The organism is Amycolatopsis sp. NPDC051371, assembly GCF_040682155.1.
Lineage (GTDB): Bacteria > Actinomycetota > Actinomycetes > Mycobacteriales > Pseudonocardiaceae > Amycolatopsis.
In genome coordinates, this window is record NZ_JBFBAG010000024.1 from 60,250 (window position 1) to 77,490 (window position 17,241).

Consider the following 17,241-nt stretch of genomic DNA (forward strand, 5'->3'; position numbering starts at 1 on the left):
TCAGGGATGGCGGTGGGCGAGGAACGCGTCGAGCGTCGCCAGCCGGTGGGCGCGGACGGCCTGTTCGACGTCGGCGGCGGGGGCGCCCGCGTCGAGCAGCCGGAGGATGTGCTCGTGCTCGGCCACGGACTGCCGGGCGCGGCCGGGCACGAAGCTGAACGTCGAGGTGCGCAGCCTGCCGAGCCGGTCCCAGCCCCGCCGGACCAGGTCGAGGACCTGCGGGTTGGGGCAGGCGTCGAAGAGCACGGCGTGGAAGTCCTGGTTGAGCGCGGTGAACCGGGCCGGCTCGAAGTGCCCGAGGCAGTCGGCGAGGTCGGCGTTCAGCGCGCGAGCCTTGTCCAGCGAGCCGGGCGGCAGGTGAGGCGCGGCCAGCGCGGCGGCGTAGCCCTCGACCAGCGCGAGGGTCTGCATCGTGTGCTGGTACTCGCTTTCGTCGACCATCGCGACCTGCGCGCCGACGTGGCGTTCGAACGTCACGAGCCCCTCGGCTTCCAGGAGCCGGATCGCCTCGCGGACGGGGACCACGCTGACACCCTGCTCGTGCGCGAGCTGGCCGAGGACGAGGCGGTAGCCGGGGGAGAAGGTGCCGTCGGCGATCCGGGCCTTGATCCACTCGTAGGCGATCCGCGACTTGCTCATCGCGGCGCCGTTCACCGCTTCGCGAGCCATGCGGCGTACCTCCCGCGCCAGTGCTCGTCCATCGGGTAGAGGCCTTCGACGCGCTCGCCCGCGGCGACCTGCTCGGCGATGAAGGTCTCCTGCAGTTCCTGCTCGACCGCCGCGTCCACGACCTCCTCGACGAGGTGCGGCGGGATGACCAGGACACCGTCGGAGTCGCCGACGATGACGTCGCCGGGACAGACGGCCGCGCCGCCGCACGCGATCGCGACGTCGACGTCCCATGGCACGTGTCGCCGGCCGAGCACCGCCGGATGCGGCCCGGCGTGGTAGGTGGGAATGTCCAAGGCGGACACGGCGGCGAGGTCGCGGACCCCGCCGTCGGTGACGATCCCGGCCGCGCCGCGCACCTGCGCCCGCAGCGCGAGGATGTCGCCGACGGTGCCGGTGCCGCGTTCCCCGCGGGCCTCCATGACGAGGACGTCGCCGGGACCGAGGCCGTCGATCGCCCGCTTCTGGGCGTTGTAGCCGCCGCCGTACTTCTTGAACAGGTCTTCGCGGTAGGGCAGGTACCGCAGGGTGCGGGCGCGGCCGGTCAGCCGGGCGCCCGGGCGGGTCGACGTCAAGCCTTCGATGAAGACGTCGTCGAGCCCGCGCTTGCGGAGCTGGACGGAAAGTGTCGCGGTGCCGACGGACTCGATGCGTTCCCTGAGTTCCGCGGTCAGTTCGAAGTCCGATGGGGACGTTCCGTACGCGTCCGCGCGCTGCCGCTCGTCGGCGCGGGGGAGCGCGCCGTACGGTCCGAACGGGACGGTGCCTTCGGTGATCGGCGTGACCAGCCGGCCGGTGGTGTGCCCGGCGGTGTCGACCTCGACCTCGACGACGTCGCCGGGGACGGCGACCGACGCGCCCGCGGGCGTGCCGGTCAGGACGACGTCGCCGGGGTCGAGGGTGATCAGCTGGGAGAGGTCGGCGACCAGGCGGCCGAAGCCGAACAGCAGGTCGCCGGTCGTGTCGTCCTGGACCAGCTCGCCGTTGAGCCAGGCGCGCAGCCGCAGCGCCGCCGGGTCGACGTCGGCGGCGGGCAGCACCACCGGGCCGAGCGGGGTGAAGCCGTCGCCGCCCTTCGACCGCAGGTTGCTGCCCTTGTCGGCGTAGCGCAGGTCGTACACGCCGAAGTCGTTGGCCGCGGTGACCCCGCCGACGTACGACCAGCCGTCCTCGGGGGCGACCCGGCGCGCGGTGCGGCCGATGACCAGCGCGATCTCGCCTTCGAAGCCCAGCAGCTCGGTGCCGGCCGGGCGTTCGAGCGCCGTCCCGCTCACCGCCACGGACGTCGGCGGCTTGAGGAAGTACGACGGCTGTTCCGGGACGCGACCGCGCTGGGCGGCGCGCGAACGGTAGTTGAGGTGCAGCGCGATGATCTTGCCGGGCCGCGCGATGCTGGTCATCCGTGGTTCCTGCCTGCCGGGACGGGAAGATATCTCAAATGATATACGATCGGCGGCGCGAGGGAACCCCCGAACAGGTTTCCGTTGCCGTCGGTCGCTCGCGGCGTCTGGAGGGACATCTCCTGGCGCCCTCCCGCTCCGGCGTGTGATCCTCGTCCGGGGAGAGGGGCGGGGATGGAATCGTTCGGCGCTCGGCTGCGCCGCCTTCGGCGTGCCGCGGAGCTGACCCAGGAGGCGCTGGCGGAGAAGTCCGGGCTCAGCGGCCAGGCCGTCGGCGCGCTCGAACGCGGCGACCGCCGCTACCCGCACCGCGAGACCCTCGACCGGCTCGCCGACGCCCTCGGTCTCACCGGGGACGACCGCGCGGACTTCGCCGCCGCGGCCGCCCGGCCCGGAAGCCCGGCGCGCACCGATGCCGTCCCGCGGGAGCTGCCCGGCGGCCTCGCCGTGTTCACCGGCCGGGACCTCGAGCTGGACCGCATCCTGGGCCTGTTCGGCGAGTCGCGTCAGGGCGTCGTCGTGGCGATCGCCGGAATGGCGGGCGTGGGCAAGACCGCGCTCGCCCTCGAAGCCGGCCACCGCCTCGCCCGGCGCTTCCCCGACGGCTCGCTGCACCTGGACCTGCGGGGCCACGCCGCCGACCCGCCGGATGCCCTCGACCTGCTCGACCGGCTCATCCGCGAACTGGGGGGCGAGCCGCCGAAGCCGATGTCGCTCGACTCCGCGTCGGCCCGGTTCCGGACGCTGCTCGCCCCGAAGCGCGTCTTGCTCTTGCTCGACAACGCCCGCGACGCCGCCCACGTCGCGCCGCTGCTGCCCGGCGCCGGCGGCTCGGCGGCGATCGTCACCAGCCGCACCGCGCTCACGGACCTGCCGCAGGCGCACCAGGTGCTGCTCGACGTCCTGCCCGAGGCCGACGCGCTGCGCCTGCTCGCGGCCGAGGTCGGGGCCGAACGCGTCGCGGCCGAGCCCACCGCCGCGCGGACGGTCGCACGCCTGTGCGGTTACCTGCCGCTGGCTCTGCACCTGGTCGGCGCGCGGCTGGCGACCCGGCCGCGGTGGCCCGTCGCCCACCTCGCGCACCGGCTCGACGACGAGCGTCGCCGGCTCGACGAAACGGGCGTCCGGACCAGCTTCGCGCTCGCCGTCGGCGCGCTGGACGACACCGCGGCCCGCGCGTACCCGCTCCTGTCGCTGCTCGACGTCCCGGAGCTGTCGGTACCCGTCGCGAGCCGGCTGCTCGACGCGCCCGAGCGGGAGACGGAGGCGCTGCTGGAGCGGCTCACCGACGAGCACCTCCTGACCACGCCCGCTCCGGGGTGGTACCGGCTGCACGACCTTCTCCGGCTCTACGCGCGGGAGCAGGCGCCGCCGGGCGAGCGGGCCGCGGCGATCACCCGCGTCGTCGAGCTCTGCGCGGCGATGGCCTGGCAGAGCATGGCGCTCGTCTCGGCGGCTTCGCACCGCCACGACTGGGCGGCCGGGCGGTGGGCCGCCGGACCGGCGTCCGCGGACGAGGTGTTCGCCTGGCTCGACCGGCACCAGGCGCACCTCGTCACCGTCGTGCGGCAGGCCGCCGCCACGCCCGGGGTGCCGCCCGAGGCGGTCGCCGCGGTCGGGCTCGGCCTGTACGAATACCACCGCGCGCGGGCGCGTTGGCGGGACGCCATCCAGGTCGACGAGGTGGCCCTGCGGCTGGTCGACGGCGTCGACCCGGTCGCGGCCGCGACGCTGCGCAACGACCTCGGGGTCGCCGAAGCGGAGCTGGCGAGCGGTGGCGAAGCGGCCGGCTTCCGGCGGTCGCACGCGTTCCTCCGCCGGAGCCTCGCGGACTGGGAGGCGATCGGAGACGAGCGTCAGCTGGCGGGCACCCTCAACAACCTCTGCTTCGTGTACGGCCTCGGCGACGACGTCGACGCGGCGATCGGCTTCGGCGAGCGGAGCCTGGCACTGAACCGGTCGCTCGGGCTGCGGCACGTCGAGACGCTCAACCTGGTCAACCTGGCGGTGCTGTACGGCCGCCAGGGCGACCGCGCGCGCGAGCTGGCGTACGCGTCCGAAGCGGTGGCCGTCGGCGAGGAAACCGGTGACATGCGCGGGATGGCGTACGGCCGGATGCGGATCGGGATCGTGCACCGCGAGCTGGGCCGGTTCGACGTCGCGGTCGAGGAGCTGGGCCGGAGCGCGGACCTCTGGCGCGAGGCCGGGGTCCGGCTGTACGAGGCGATGACGCTGGCCGAGCTGGGCCGCGCGCACCTGGGCCGGGAGGAGCGCGGCCGGGCGCGCGAGGCGCTCACGGACGCGCTGGAGCTGCTGCGGGAGTACGGCGGCGAGGAGCGCGCGGCCGCGGTGCGAGCGGAGCTGGACCGATTGTGACCACCGGAGTCAGGTAGGGCCGGGGACGGTGCACGGGGACGCAGGCGATCTTGCCGTCGTGGGTCGCGCAGACGAGGGTGACGGTGTCCCGGATCCGCTGGACCAGGACGACGTGGGTGCGCGCTTCCGCGGCGGTGGCAGGCGCCGCCGTGAGCAGGGACGCCGCGACGAGGGCGGCGAGCAGGATCCTCCAGGCAGCTCTCACCGGTGCCCTTCTCATCGGGAGTGGCGGCAAGGCTGATCTTCGCGGCGGACGGCGGGGCGCGACAGCGACAACCTCTACGAAGGACCTCTACAAACGGCCGGCCAAACGTCTTGAATGAGTCATTCAGGACCTCCGAAGACCTGGATGACTCATTCAAGACAGCCGGTGAGCGGGGTCAGGCGACGGTGTCCTCGGCCAGGGTGCGGAGCAGGGCCGCGAGGCCGTCCGGGGCCCGGCCGTGCAGCCGGGCGCTCGTCACCACCGGTGCCCCGGACTCGTAGCACCGGCGGAAGCCCGCCTGGCCGAGCCGGCGCCACAGGTCGTGGTCCTCGCCCGTCGCCCGGGGGCCGAAACCGCCCACCACGTCGAACGCGTCCGCTCGGACGCCCAGGTTCGCGCCGTACACGGACCCGTGTCCCTCCGTCGTGCGCGCGCGGTCGAGGACGTCGTCGTACCGGGAAAGCGCGCGGGCCGACGTGCTGAACGGGTCCGACAGCTCCGCTGTCCCCGCGATCGCGTGGTACCCCTGGCGCGCCCGGGCCAGGTGCGCCCGCGCCCAGCCCGGCGTCACGCGCGTGTCGGCGTCCGTGCTCAGCAGCAGCGTCCGTGCCGCCGGCGTGCCCAACGAAGCACGGACCCGCGCCACGCCCAGGTCCCGCACCTCGCCGACCGTCCGCGCCGACCGGGAGACCACGACGACGCCGGGCACGTCCGCGAACGCCGCGCGGGCCACGGCCGCCGTCGCGTCGCCGCAGCGGTCCGCCACGACGCAGACCGCGCGCGCGACCCCGGCCGGCAGCCGCCGCAGCGCGAGATCCACCGCGCGCACGCACGCACCGACCAGCGGAGCTTCGTCGCGCGCGGGCACGACGACGCCCACCGCCGTGATCACCGGCGCCTCAGCACGTGCAGCAGGAACTGCTCGTCGGTGTGCTCGACCATGGGCTCGAACGCGGGGTGGGCGAGCAGGCGCGCGTGCGCGTCCCGGGCGTCGCGCGGCGCTTCGGGCGCCCAGGGCAGCCAGTGCACAGCCAGCAGGTGCCCGCCGGGCCGCAGGGCCGCCGCCGACGCCTCGATCGTGGCGTCGAGCGCCTGATCGTCCAAGTAGTACAGAAGCTCGCTGTAGACCAGCAGGTCGACGGGCCCAGGAGGCAGCGCGCCCGGCGCGGATCCGATATGGACGTCCACATGCGACAGACCAGCGACGGCCGTGCGCGTGCGCTCCACCGCCGCGGGCACCGGGTCGAACGCGATGACCCGGTCGGCGCGCGCCGCGAGGTCGCGAGTCAGCGCGCCCACGCCGCACGCGGGTTCGACGACCGTGCCGTAGTGCTCGTCGGGCAGGCAGGCCAGCACCATCGCCCGCTTCCGCCGCTCGTACCACTTCGTCCCCACCGACCACGGGTCCTCCGCGGCGGCGTACAGCGAAGCGAACCGGCTCACCGGCGCCGACGTCCGCGGCGGCTCGCGGAAGAAGACCTCGGTGCCGTGGGTGAAGTGGGCCAGCACCTCCTCCGGCAGGATCGGGTCCTCGCCCCGGGGACCGGGTTTGAGCTGCGAGGTGAACGTCGCGATCGCGGCCGCCTTGGCGTCACGCTCCGCTCCCGTGAGCCGCAGGGACCGCGCCCGGGTCCACGAGATGGCCGGGTCGTCGAGGCGCAGCCGGTGCCAGAGCCAGATCGGGTACGACCAGCACTGCGCGGCCACCGGCGCCGCGGCCAAGGCGGCCCGCGCGGCGGCCTGGTGGTCGGGGTGCGGGTCGTCCGGCCACGGCAGCAGGCACAGGTCGGGCCCGTCCGCGTGCGAGCGCAACGCCGAGGTCAGCTCGTCGCCGTGGGAAGCCAGATCGGAGTCCGGCAGCCCGAGCCACACCGGCTCGGCCTCGGACAACCCTTGTGCCCGCAGGGAATCCCGCAGCTCCCGCCGGCGGGTACGGCCCAGCTCACGCCGTTCGTCGGGGCTCGCGGCCGGAAAAGCCGCCTCCCCGTCGGTCGCCACGACGAGCGTCACCGCGGTGCCGGCGGCGTGCAGGCGCTGCAGGAGGCCGCTTGCCCCCAGCGTCTCGTCGTCCGGGTGCGCGGCGACGACGAGGGCGCGCTCGAACGGCTCTCCCGGCCAGTCCGGCAGCTCGGCCGCGGTCATGCCGTGCCCAGGACGGTGCGCCCGAGCGCGGCGAGATCGCGTTCCGCGTGGTGCTGCCGGACGTAGACCGGCAGGTCGGCGACCCGCTGGGCGAAGCGCCGGTCCCGGCACGCCGGCGTCGGCCCGGTCACCTTCAACGCACGTTCGAGCACCTCGAGGGCGGTGCGTTCCGCCGCGGCCCGGCAGGTTCCCGCCACCAGCGCGTCCACGTCCTCGGCGGCCGCGAGCGCGAGCACGGCTTCCGCGCAGCTCAGGGCGGTGTGCATCGCGCCGACGTGGGCCAGCTGGTGCTCGTCCGCGGCGCCCCGGTCGCGCAGGTAGGCGAGGGCGCCGTCGAGTACTCCGGCGGTTCCGCCGAGCCAGACGGCCGCGACGCCGGCCCCGCCGAGCGCGAACCCGGGCCGGGCCACGTACCAGCCGGGCGGCCCGACGAGCGTGCAAGGCACGCCGTCGAACACCACGTCACCGCTGTCGGAGGCGTCCATCCCGACGGCCTGCCACGCGTCCGGGTGCCGCCGGACGCGGGGATCGGCGAGGTCCACTTCGACCAGCCGGTCGCCCGCGGCGACCAGCGCGCGTTCCAGCAGGGACAGCCCGGAGCAGAACCGGACCGTCCCGGTGAGCGTCCCGCCTTCCAGGACCGCCCCGGTCCCGCCGGACTTCGCCGCCCACACGCCGTAGAGCGCGCCCGCGGCGGGGGAGCGGCCCGCCTCGGCGAGGATCGCGACGGCGTCGGTGTGGCCCTCGGCGAGCCGGGCCAGCGTCAGGTCACGGCGCCCGAACGCGGCCAGCGCCGCCCAGCGGGCCGCGGTCCGCGAGTCGCCCGGCAGCGGCAGGCCGAGCTCGCCGGCGGCGTGCAGGGAACGCAGCTCGGCGCCGACCGATGCGGCGGTGCGCGGCGACGGCAGGGGTTTCGGCGGGGTCTCTCCCAGCAAAGCAGTCACGAGATCGACGGGTACCCATTTTGCCGTGAGTTACGCGGGCGTGTGAACGGCCCGCCCGCCGGGCATCCATCGGAGCATGACGAGAACCCGCGCCTACCGCGACGGCGTGCTGCACAAGGAAGACTTCCCCGTCGCGGACGTCTCCGACTTCCTGGCCGAACCGGACACCGCCGTCTGGGTCGACCTGTGCGAACCGTCCGAAGCGGACTTGACGGAGCTCGCCGACGAGCTGGACCTGCACCGGCTCGCCGTAGAGGACGCCGTCCAGGAGCACCAGCGGCCCAAGCTCGACCGCTACGACGGGCACGCCTTCCTGACCGCCTACGCCGTCCGGTTCGACGCGGGCACCGGGGACGTCGCGATGTCCGAGCTGGCCGCGTTCCTCACGCGGCGGGCGCTGGTGACGGTGCGCAAGGACGACGGCTTCGACATCGAGGCGGTCGTGCGCCGGTGGGACCAGAACACGGAGCTGGCGAAGTCGGGCGTCCCGTTCCTGGCGCACGGCCTGCTCGACTTCGTCGTCGACGGCCAGTACGAGGCCGTGCAGTCGCTCGACGAGCAGGTCGAAGCCCTCGAGGACCTGGTGTTCGACGACCGCCCGAACCAGTCGCTGCTCCAGCGGCGCTCGTTCCGGCTGCGCAAGAGCCTCACCGCGCTGCGCAAGGTGGTGCTGCCGATGCGTGAGGTGATCAGCTCGCTGATGCGCCCGGACCTGCGGCTGGCCGACGAGCTGACCCGCCCCTACTTCGAGGACGTCCACGACCACGCCCGGCAGGCCGCGGAGCAGACCGAGGCACTGCGGGAGCTGGTCACCACGATCCGGGAGACGCAGCTGAACCTGCAGAGCAACCGGCTGAACCTGGTCATGAAGAAGGTCACCGGGTGGGCCGCGGTGATCGCGGTGCCCACCGCCGTGACCGGGTTCTACGGCCAGAACGTCCCGTACCCGGGCTACGGCGCGACCAGCGGGTTCTGGGCTTCGACGGTCGTCGTGCTCGTGCTTTCGGTGGGGCTGTACGCGCTCTTCAAGAAGAAGGACTGGCTATGACCCGGGCACCGGGGCGCCGCGCCGGATGAGCTCCTGACCCCGCTCGTAGTCGTCATCGGCTTCGTGGGTGAGGACGCCGACCGCCTTGCCGTCGCGTTCGTACCAGACGGTGAAGCCGCCGTCGTCGCGCGGCAGCGGGCGGGCGCGGTCGAAGCCGTCGCCCCAGGCGGCGTGCTTCAGCACGCGGTCGCCGACCACCGACCAGAACCCGGGCACCGCGTCCCACGCGGCGTCTTCGCCCGCCGCGGTCCGCCCGGCCACCTCGCCCATCGCCAGGCCTTCGCCCCAGTGTTCGACGGCCAGCGCCCGGCCGGCCGCCGGGTTGTGGGCGAGCGCGACGTCGCCGGCCGCGAGCACGCCGGGCGTGCTCGTGCGCAGGTGCTCGTCGGTGCGGACCCGGCCTTGCTCGATGGTGAGCCCGGCCGCTTCGGCCAGTTCGATCCGGGGCCGGACGCCGGTCGCGAGCACGATGAAGCCGGTGTCGAGGATCGGCACCAGGTCGGTGCGGACCCGGTAGCCGCCCTCGATCGACAGCAGCTTCGTACCGCGGAGCACGCTCACGCCCTCGGATTTGAGCCAGCGCAGGAGGAACTCGCCCGCTTCGTGGCCGAGCCGCTTCTCCTGCGGGACGTCGTCGGGGCAGACGACGGTCACCTGGAGCCCGAGCCGGGAGAGGGAGACCGCGGCCTCGCAGCCGATGAACCCGGCGCCGACGACGATCGCGCTGCGCACCCCCGACGCGGCCGCGCGCAGCCCACGGGAGTCGGCGGCCGACCGGAGGGTCCGCACGTCCGGGTGATCGGCGCCCGGGATTTCGGGCCGCACCGGCTCCGCGCCGGTGGCGAGCACGCAGGTGGTGAACCGGTGGACCGCGCCGGACGCGGTGCGCACCCGGCCGTCGCCCAGTTCGGTGACGGGGTCATCCAGCGTGACGGTGATGTCGTGCTCCGCCAGGAAGTCCTTCTCCAGCAACGGGAGTTCGGCCTCGCCGCGCAGGAAGTCCTTCGACAGCGGCGGGCGTTCGTAAGGCGGGTCCGCATCGGCGGTGAGCAGGTGGACCGGACCGGTTCCGCCCGCTTCCCGGTAGGCGCGGGCCGCCGACACGCCGGCCGGCCCGCTGCCGACGACGACGAGGTTCTGGGCATCCATGCGGGAGGGGTACCCGCTCGGCGCGGCCCGCACACTTCACTCCACAGTGGAGTGTCCACTGTGGACGTCAAATGGGCATGACGGCAGCCGGCGCCGCCGCCGTGCGAGCGTCACCGGTCCCCGGGACGACGTTCAGCCGAACGGGTCAATGCGGCCGGATGGCCTGGGAGGAAAGGAAAGCTCGGGAGCACCGCCTGGAGAGCGCGCACGGGCACGGGCGCGGCTGGTTGCTCAACCGTTGCCGCTCAGCATAGTGCAGCTGCACTATGCTGAGCCATCCCGGTGGGCACGCCGGGACGGCGCAGGGGCGCCGACAAGCGAAGGAACGGGTGGCGGATGAGTGGGGCAATGGTCGAGGGGACGCGCCCGGGTGCCGGAGTTGCCGTCGCAGGCGTGGGCGAGGCGGGGGAGCAGGAGCTGCGCCGGTTGCTGGCCGGCCTGACCGCGGTCCGCGACGGCGACTTCGGCATCCGGCTGCCCGGCGGGGCCGACGGCCTGCTCGGCGAGATCGCCACCGTGTTCAACGGCATGGCCGACCAGCTTTCGCTGTTCACCTCCGAGGTCACCCGCGTCGCGCGGGAGGTCGGCAGCGAGGGGCAGCTGGGCGGGCAGGCGAAGGTCCCGGGCGTGTCCGGCACGTGGAAGGACCTCACCGACTCGGTGAACGCCATGGCCGGCAACCTCACCACCCAGGTCCGCGACATCGCCCAGGTGGCGACCGCGGTGGCCAAGGGCGACCTGTCACAGAAGATCGACGTCGACGCCCGCGGCGAAATCCTCGAACTCAAGGACACCGTCAACACGATGGTGGACCAGCTGTCGTCGTTCGCCGACGAGGTCGGGCGAGTCGCGCGCGAGGTGGGCAGCGAAGGCCGGCTCGGCGGGCAGGCCCAGGTGCCCGGCGTCGGCGGCGTGTGGCGCGACCTCACCGACTCGGTGAACTTCATGGCCGGGAACCTGACCGACCAGGTCCGCAATGTCGCGCAGGTGACCACGGCGGTCGCGAAGGGTGACCTGTCGCAGAAGATCACCGTCGACGCCCGCGGTGAGATCCTCGAGCTGAAGAGCACGATCAACACGATGGTCGACCAGCTGTCGTCGTTCGCGGACGAGGTCACCCGCGTGGCCCGCGAGGTGGGCACCGAGGGCCGGCTGGGCGGGCAGGCCGACGTCAAGGGCGTCTCCGGCACCTGGCGCGACCTCACCGACTCGGTGAACTTCATGGCGGGCAACCTGACCGACCAGGTCCGCAACATCGCCCAGGTCGCCACCGCGGTGGCGAAGGGCGACCTGTCGCAGAAGATCAACGTGACCGCCCGCGGCGAGGTCCTGGAGCTCAAGGACACGCTGAACACGATGGTGGATCAGCTGTCCGCGTTCGCGGACGAGGTCACCCGGGTGGCGCGCGAGGTCGGCACCGAAGGCCGGCTCGGTGGCCAGGCCGACGTCAAGGGCGTGTCCGGGACGTGGAAGGACCTCACCGAGTCGGTCAACGTCATGGCCGACAACCTCACCGCGCAGGTCCGCTCGATCGCCCAGGTCACCACCGCCGTCGCGCGCGGCGACCTCTCGCAGAAGATCCGGGTCGACGCCCGCGGCGAGATCCTCGAGCTGAAGGACACCATCAACACGATGGTGGACCAGCTGTCCGCGTTCGCGGACGAGGTCACCCGAGTCGCCCGCGAGGTCGGCACCGAGGGCAACCTCGGCGGCCAGGCGACCGTCCGCGGCGTGTCCGGGACCTGGAAGAACCTCACCGACAACGTCAACGTCATGGCGTCCAACCTGACCGGCCAGGTCCGCTCGATCGCCCAGGTCGCCACGGCCGTCGCGCGCGGCGACCTGTCCGGCAAGATCACCGTCGAGGCCAAGGGCGAGGTCGCGGCGCTGGCCGACGTCATCAACACGATGGTCGACACGCTGTCGGCGTTCGCGGACGAGGTCACCCGCGTGGCCCGCGAGGTCGGCACCGAGGGCATGCTCGGCGGCCAGGCGCGCGTGCCGAACGTCGCCGGCACCTGGAAGGACCTCACCGACAACGTCAACTCGATGGCGAACAACCTCACCGGGCAGGTCCGCAACATCGCCCAGGTGACCACCGCCGTCGCGCAGGGCGACCTGACCCGCAAGATCGACGTCGACGCCAGCGGCGAGATCCTCGAACTGAAGACCACGATCAACACCATGGTCGACCAGCTCTCGGCGTTCGCCGCGGAGGTCACTCGCGTCGCACGCGAGGTCGGCAGCGAAGGCCGCCTCGGTGGCCAGGCCGAGGTCGAAGGCGTGTCCGGCACGTGGAAGCGGCTGACGGAGAACGTCAACGGGCTGGCCGGGAACCTCACCCGGCAGGTCCGCGCGATCGCCGAGGTCACCAGCGCCGTCGCCGAGGGCGACCTGACCCGCTCGATCACCGTCGACGCCTCCGGTGAGGTCGCCGAGCTGAAGGACAACATCAACTCGATGGTGGAGTCGCTGCGCGAGACGACGCGGGCGAACCAGGAGCAGGACTGGCTGAAGTCGAACCTGGCCACGATCACCGGGCTGATGCAGGGCCGCCGCGACCTCGCCGTCGTCGCGGCCGCGGTGATGGACGAGCTGGTCCCGCTGGTCAACGCCCAGTTCGGCGCGTTCTACCTCGCCGACGACACCGCCGAGGTCCCCGAGCTGCGGCTGGTCGGCGCGTACGGCCACCCCGACGGCGAGGGCCCGATGGTGCGCTTCCGGATCGGCCAGTCCCTCGTCGGGCAGGCCGCGCGCAGCCGCCGGCCGATCGCGGTCGACGACGTCCCGCCGGGCTACGCCACCATCTCCTCCGGCCTCGGCCGCACCGCGCCGGCCAGCCTGATCGTGCTGCCGATCGTCGTCGAGGACCAGGTCCTCGGGGTGCTCGAGCTGGCGTCGGTGCACGGCTTCACCGCGGTGCACCGGGCGTTCCTCGAACTGCTGATGGAGCAGATCGGCGTCAACGTCAACAGCATCGTCGCCAACGCCCGCACCGACGAGCTGCTCGGTGAGTCGCAGCGGCTGACCGGGGAACTGCAGGCCCGGTCGCAGGAGCTGCAGGCCCGGCAGGAGGAGCTGCAGAGCTCCAACGCCGAGCTGGAGGAGAAGGCGGCGCTGCTGGTCACGCAGAACCGCGACATCGAGACGAAGAACCTGGAGATCGAGCAGGCGCGCCAGGAGCTGGAGGCCCGCGCCCAGCAGCTGACGCTGGCGTCGAAGTACAAGTCGGAGTTCCTGGCCAACATGAGCCACGAGCTGCGCACCCCGCTCAACAGCCTGCTGATCCTCGCCCAGCTGCTCGCGCAGAACCCGACCCGGAACCTCAGCGCGAAGCAGGTCGAGTACGCGGGCATCATCCACTCCGCCGGGTCGGACCTGCTGCAGCTGATCAACGACATCCTCGACCTGTCGAAGGTCGAGGCCGGGAAGATGGACGTCACCCCGGAACAGGTGTCACTGCGCGGCCTGCTGGACTACGTCGAGGCGACGTTCCGGCCGATGACCTCGCAGCGCAACCTCGACTTCCGGATCACCGTCGCTCCCGGCTCGCCCGTCGAGCTGCTGACCGACGACTCGCGGCTGCGGCAGGTGCTGCGCAACCTGCTGTCCAACGCGGTCAAGTTCACCGAGGTCGGCGGGATCGAGCTGCACATCGAGCCGGTCGACCCGGAAACCCTGCCCCGCCCGCTGCGCGCGCACGGGCCCGCCGTCGCGTTCCGCGTCATCGACACCGGCATCGGGATCGCCGAACACCAGCTGGAGTCGATCTTCGGCGCGTTCCAGCAGGCCGACGGCACCACCAGTCGCAAGTACGGCGGCACCGGGCTCGGCCTGTCGATCAGCCGCGAGATCGCCCAGCTGCTCGGCGGGTTCATCACCGCCGAGAGCACGCCCGGCGAGGGCAGCTCGTTCACGTTCTCCCTGCCGGTCGCGCGGCCGGACTTCGCGCCGCTGCCCGCGGGCGAGCACCCCGGCACGGCCGTCGCGCTCGGGGACACCGGCACGGCCCTCACGACCTCGGTGCCGCGCGCCCACCGGCGGCTGCTGGTCGTGGAGGAGCGCCAGCACGGGCTGCTGACGCTCGTCGCCGAGAGCGCCGCCGCGGACCTGGCCGACAGCCGGGACATCGGGATCTCGCCGGCCGAGGTCGAGGTCGTGACGGCGGTGGGCACGCAGGAGGCCGCGGCCGCGCTCGCCACCGACGCCTACCACTGCGTCGTGCTTGACCTGGACCTGCCGGACCGCACCGCGTTCGGCTTCCTCGACGCGATGCAGGGCGACAGCGCGTTGCGGATGGTGCCGGTGCTCGCGCACAACAGCCGCCGGCTCGACGGCGAGCTGGAGCAGCTGGTGCAGTCCCGCGCGGACGTGCAGTCGCTGGAGGTGCTGTCCGGTCTCGACGAGCTGCGCGAGCGGATCGCGCTGCACCTGTCGGCGGAGGAACCCGGGGCGGTGCTGCCGCTGGTCCGCCCGGACGAGCCGGCCGCGCCGGTGCGGGCCGCCGACGTCGACACGACGCTGGCCGGGCGCACGGTGCTGATCGTCGACGACGACCCGCGCAACGTCTTCGCGCTGACCGGGATCCTGGAGCTGCACGGGATGCAGGTGCTGCACGCCGAGGACGGCCGCAAGGGCGTCGAGACCGTCGCCGGGCACCCGGGCATCGACCTGATCCTGATGGACGTGATGATGCCCGAGATGGACGGCTACACCGCGACGGCGAAGATCCGCGCGATGCCCGAGCACGCCCGCATCCCGATCATCGCGGTCACGGCGAAGGCGATGCCCGGCGACCGCGAGAAGAGCCTCGCGTCGGGGGCGACCGACTACGTGACCAAGCCGGTGGACGCGGACGACCTCGTCGCCCGCATCAAGCGGCACGTGACGGCGTGATCGGCGACGAGCTGCCGGCCGCCGACGAGCAGGTCGTCCCGGTGCCGGCGGCGCAGGTCTCCGCCAATCTCGCCCGGCTCGCCGACACCGTCGCCCGCCTGCGCGGCGAGGTCGACCACGCCCACGCCGTCGCCGACGGCCGCGCGCTGATCGAGCTCGCCAAGGGCGTCCTGATGGAACGCCTGCACTGCACGCCCGCCGACGCGGCCCGGCAGCTGGAGACGCTGGCGGAGCGCGCGGGGCTGACGCCGCTGGAGTTCGCGGCGGACGTCGTCGGCGAAGCGGCCGAGGACCGGATCACCGAGGTGACGCAGGAGTTCCTGGCCCGCGCCGAAGGCGAGGAGTCCGTCGCGGTGCGGTTGCGCACCGCCGAGAGCGGCGTGCTCGCGGCGGGGGACACCCAGCGCGTCGCGGAGTCCATTTTGGAGCATGCCCTGCGACCGCTCGGCGCGACCGCGGTCGCGGTGTGGCTCGCCGGGCCCGACGGGTCGCTGACGCTCGCCGGGTCGGCCGGGTTCTCGGCCGAGGAGGCGGCGCGCTGGCGCTACGTCCCGCCCGGCGTCGCGACTCCCGCCCGCAGCGCGCTCCTGGAGCGCGACACCGTCTGGCACCCGACGTTGTCCGGTGCCGGGCTGCCGTCGATCGGGCAGCACACCCTCGCCGAGGGCGGCCGCGTCGCGGTGCCCACCGGCACCGGCGGCCGGATCATCGGTGTCGTCGAGATGTGCTGGCCGGACCCGCTGCCCGCCGAGCCCGGGCGGCAGCGCCGGCAGCTGGAGGCCTTGGCGGAGCTGTGCGCGCACACGCTCGACACGTGGGACGGCGTGGTCGGCCCCGTGTCCGCCGGCGGTTCGGGGGACTTCCTCGGCGAGCTGGTCGACTTCGTCGACGGGCTGCACGACCCGGCGGTGCTGCTCTCGCCGTGCCTCGACGGCGGCCGGCTGACCGACTTCCGCATCCACCACGCCAACGTCCGGTTCGCCGACCCCGGCGGGCGGCCGCGCAGCCGGCTCGTCGGCACGCGGCTGCTGGAGACCTACCCGCTCGCCGCCGAGGAGAGCGGCCTGCTGGACATGGTCCAGCGGGTCTACGCCACCGGCGAGCCGTTCCGCGCCGAGAGCATGACGATCACCACCCTCGTCGACCAGGTGCCGCTGACCGTTCTCACCGACATCAGCGTGACGCGGTTCGCCGGCAACGTGCTGCTGATCCTGCGCATCCAGGACGACGCGGCGAAGCTCGCCGTGCTGCTGCAACACGCCCAGCGGCTCGGGCGCATCGGCGGCTTCGAAGAGAACGTGGTGACCGGGGCGATCACCTGGAACACCGAGCTGTTCGCGTTGTACGGGCTGCCGCCGACGGCGACACCGCTGTCGCTGAACGAGCTGGCCGCGCACGCGCACCCGGACGACGCGCAGGCGATCGGCCGGTTCCTGCGCGCGGTGCTGCACCACCGGCGCCCGTCGTCGACGGCGTTCCGGTTGCAGCGGTCCGACGGCGTCGCCCGGCACATCCGGGTGGTCGCCGAGCCGGTCGTCGACGGCCGCGGCGACCTCGTCGCGGTCCGCGGGGCCTACCAGGATGTTTCGTCGCAGCACTGGACCGAGGTGGCGCTCGCCGCGACTCGGGACAGGCTGGCCGAGACCGAGCAGGAGTCGATCGAGCGCAACCGGCTCGCGCTGCAGCTGCAGCACGCGATCATGCCGCCGGCGACCGGCCCGATCGACATGCCCGGCCTGCGCGCGGCGGTCCGCTACCGGCCCGCGGAGAAGGAGCACCTGGTCGGCGGCGACTGGTACGACGCGGTCGCTCTGCCGACGGGCGAGGTGCTGCTGTGCGTCGGCGACGTCGCCGGGCACGGGATCGACGCGGCGACCGGGATGGTGAGCCTCCGCAACGCGCTGCGCGGCCTGGCGGCGACCGGCGCCGGGCCGGCGCAGCTGCTCACGTGGCTGAACCTGGTGGCCTACCACCTGACCGACCACGTCACGGCGACGGCGGTCGCGGCGGTGTACGACCCGGCGACCCGCAAGCTCCGCTGGGCGCGCGCCGGGCACCTGCCACCGATCGTCCGCCACCGCGACGGCGGCGCGACGACACTGCCGCTGCTGCGCGGCTCGCTGCTGGGCGCGGTCCGCGACGTGGTGTACCAGGAGGACGAGCTCCAGCTCGGCGAAGGCGACATCCTGCTGATCTACACCGACGGCCTGGTCGAGCGGCGCGACCGGCCGGTCCAGGAGACGGTGTCGCGCCTGGTGACGCTGGTGAAGGGCCACGACGGCGGGCTGGAGCACCAGCTGGACACGCTGCTGACGTACAGCACCGCCGACACCGACGACGACACGTGCGTGGTGGGGATCGAGGTCACCGGAGGGCGGTGAGCCGCCGGTGGTGGCCTCGGCGGCTCCGCTG

10 protein-coding genes are annotated in these 17,241 nt (G+C 73.5%); 4 read left to right on the forward strand and 6 right to left on the reverse strand.

All coding sequences use genetic code 11. The features are described from left to right. A complete protein-coding gene (locus AB0M59_RS27655) occupies positions 1 to 669 on the reverse strand; it encodes a GntR family transcriptional regulator (protein ID WP_364620410.1) in 669 nt (222 codons plus the stop codon). Further along, complete coding sequence (locus AB0M59_RS27660; RefSeq protein ID WP_364620413.1) at positions 651 to 2,069, reverse strand: fumarylacetoacetate hydrolase family protein; 1,419 nt, start codon at positions 2,067 to 2,069, stop codon at positions 651 to 653. The genes AB0M59_RS27655 and AB0M59_RS27660 overlap by 19 nt, the downstream gene beginning before the upstream one ends. A 174-nt stretch (positions 2,070 to 2,243) precedes the next feature. On the opposite strand from AB0M59_RS27660, the gene AB0M59_RS27665 reads away from it, so the two are divergent. Continuing rightward, complete coding sequence (locus AB0M59_RS27665) at positions 2,244 to 4,445, forward strand: helix-turn-helix domain-containing protein (RefSeq protein ID WP_364620415.1); 2,202 nt, start codon at positions 2,244 to 2,246, stop codon at positions 4,443 to 4,445. A gap of 380 nt (positions 4,446 to 4,825) precedes the next feature. Here AB0M59_RS27665 and AB0M59_RS27670 read toward each other — a convergent pair whose 3' ends face one another. From AB0M59_RS27670 to AB0M59_RS27680, 3 genes are read right to left on the reverse strand one after another with little or no spacing between them, the layout of a single operon-like run. Continuing rightward, complete coding sequence (locus AB0M59_RS27670; RefSeq protein ID WP_364620418.1) at positions 4,826 to 5,542, reverse strand: glycosyltransferase; 717 nt, start codon at positions 5,540 to 5,542, stop codon at positions 4,826 to 4,828. Beyond that, positions 5,539 to 6,792 carry a bifunctional PIG-L family deacetylase/class I SAM-dependent methyltransferase gene (locus AB0M59_RS27675; protein ID WP_364620421.1) on the reverse strand — a complete coding sequence of 418 codons (1,254 nt, stop codon included), beginning with the start codon at positions 6,790 to 6,792 and terminating at the stop codon, positions 5,539 to 5,541. Before AB0M59_RS27675 ends, AB0M59_RS27670 begins: the two co-directional genes overlap by 4 nt. Further along, a complete protein-coding gene (locus tag AB0M59_RS27680; RefSeq protein WP_364620424.1) occupies positions 6,789 to 7,736 on the reverse strand; it encodes an acyl-CoA dehydrogenase in 948 nt (315 codons plus the stop codon). The genes AB0M59_RS27675 and AB0M59_RS27680 overlap by 4 nt, the downstream gene beginning before the upstream one ends. 76 nt (positions 7,737 to 7,812) lie before the next feature. Here AB0M59_RS27680 and AB0M59_RS27685 point away from each other — a divergent pair, with 76 nt between their 5' ends. Next, on the forward strand, positions 7,813 to 8,784 hold the full coding sequence (locus tag AB0M59_RS27685) for a magnesium transporter CorA family protein (protein ID WP_364620426.1): 972 nt from the start codon (positions 7,813 to 7,815) through the stop codon (positions 8,782 to 8,784). On the opposite strand, the gene AB0M59_RS27690 is transcribed toward AB0M59_RS27685, so the two are convergent. Continuing rightward, on the reverse strand, positions 8,779 to 9,933 hold the full coding sequence (locus tag AB0M59_RS27690) for an FAD-dependent oxidoreductase (protein ID WP_364620428.1): 1,155 nt from the start codon (positions 9,931 to 9,933) through the stop codon (positions 8,779 to 8,781). The genes AB0M59_RS27685 and AB0M59_RS27690 overlap by 6 nt on opposite strands. A gap of 348 nt (positions 9,934 to 10,281) precedes the next feature. Between AB0M59_RS27690 and AB0M59_RS27695 the strand changes: the two genes are divergently transcribed. After that, positions 10,282 to 14,829 carry a HAMP domain-containing protein gene (locus AB0M59_RS27695; RefSeq protein WP_364620618.1) on the forward strand — a complete coding sequence of 1,516 codons (4,548 nt, stop codon included), beginning with the start codon at positions 10,282 to 10,284 and terminating at the stop codon, positions 14,827 to 14,829. Next, the gene (locus AB0M59_RS27700) at positions 14,826 to 17,210 is read left to right on the forward strand and encodes a SpoIIE family protein phosphatase (protein ID WP_364620431.1); all 2,385 of its coding nucleotides are present in this window, start codon (positions 14,826 to 14,828) and stop codon (positions 17,208 to 17,210) included. Before AB0M59_RS27695 ends, AB0M59_RS27700 begins: the two co-directional genes overlap by 4 nt. Positions 17,211 to 17,241: the final 31 nt, after the last annotated feature.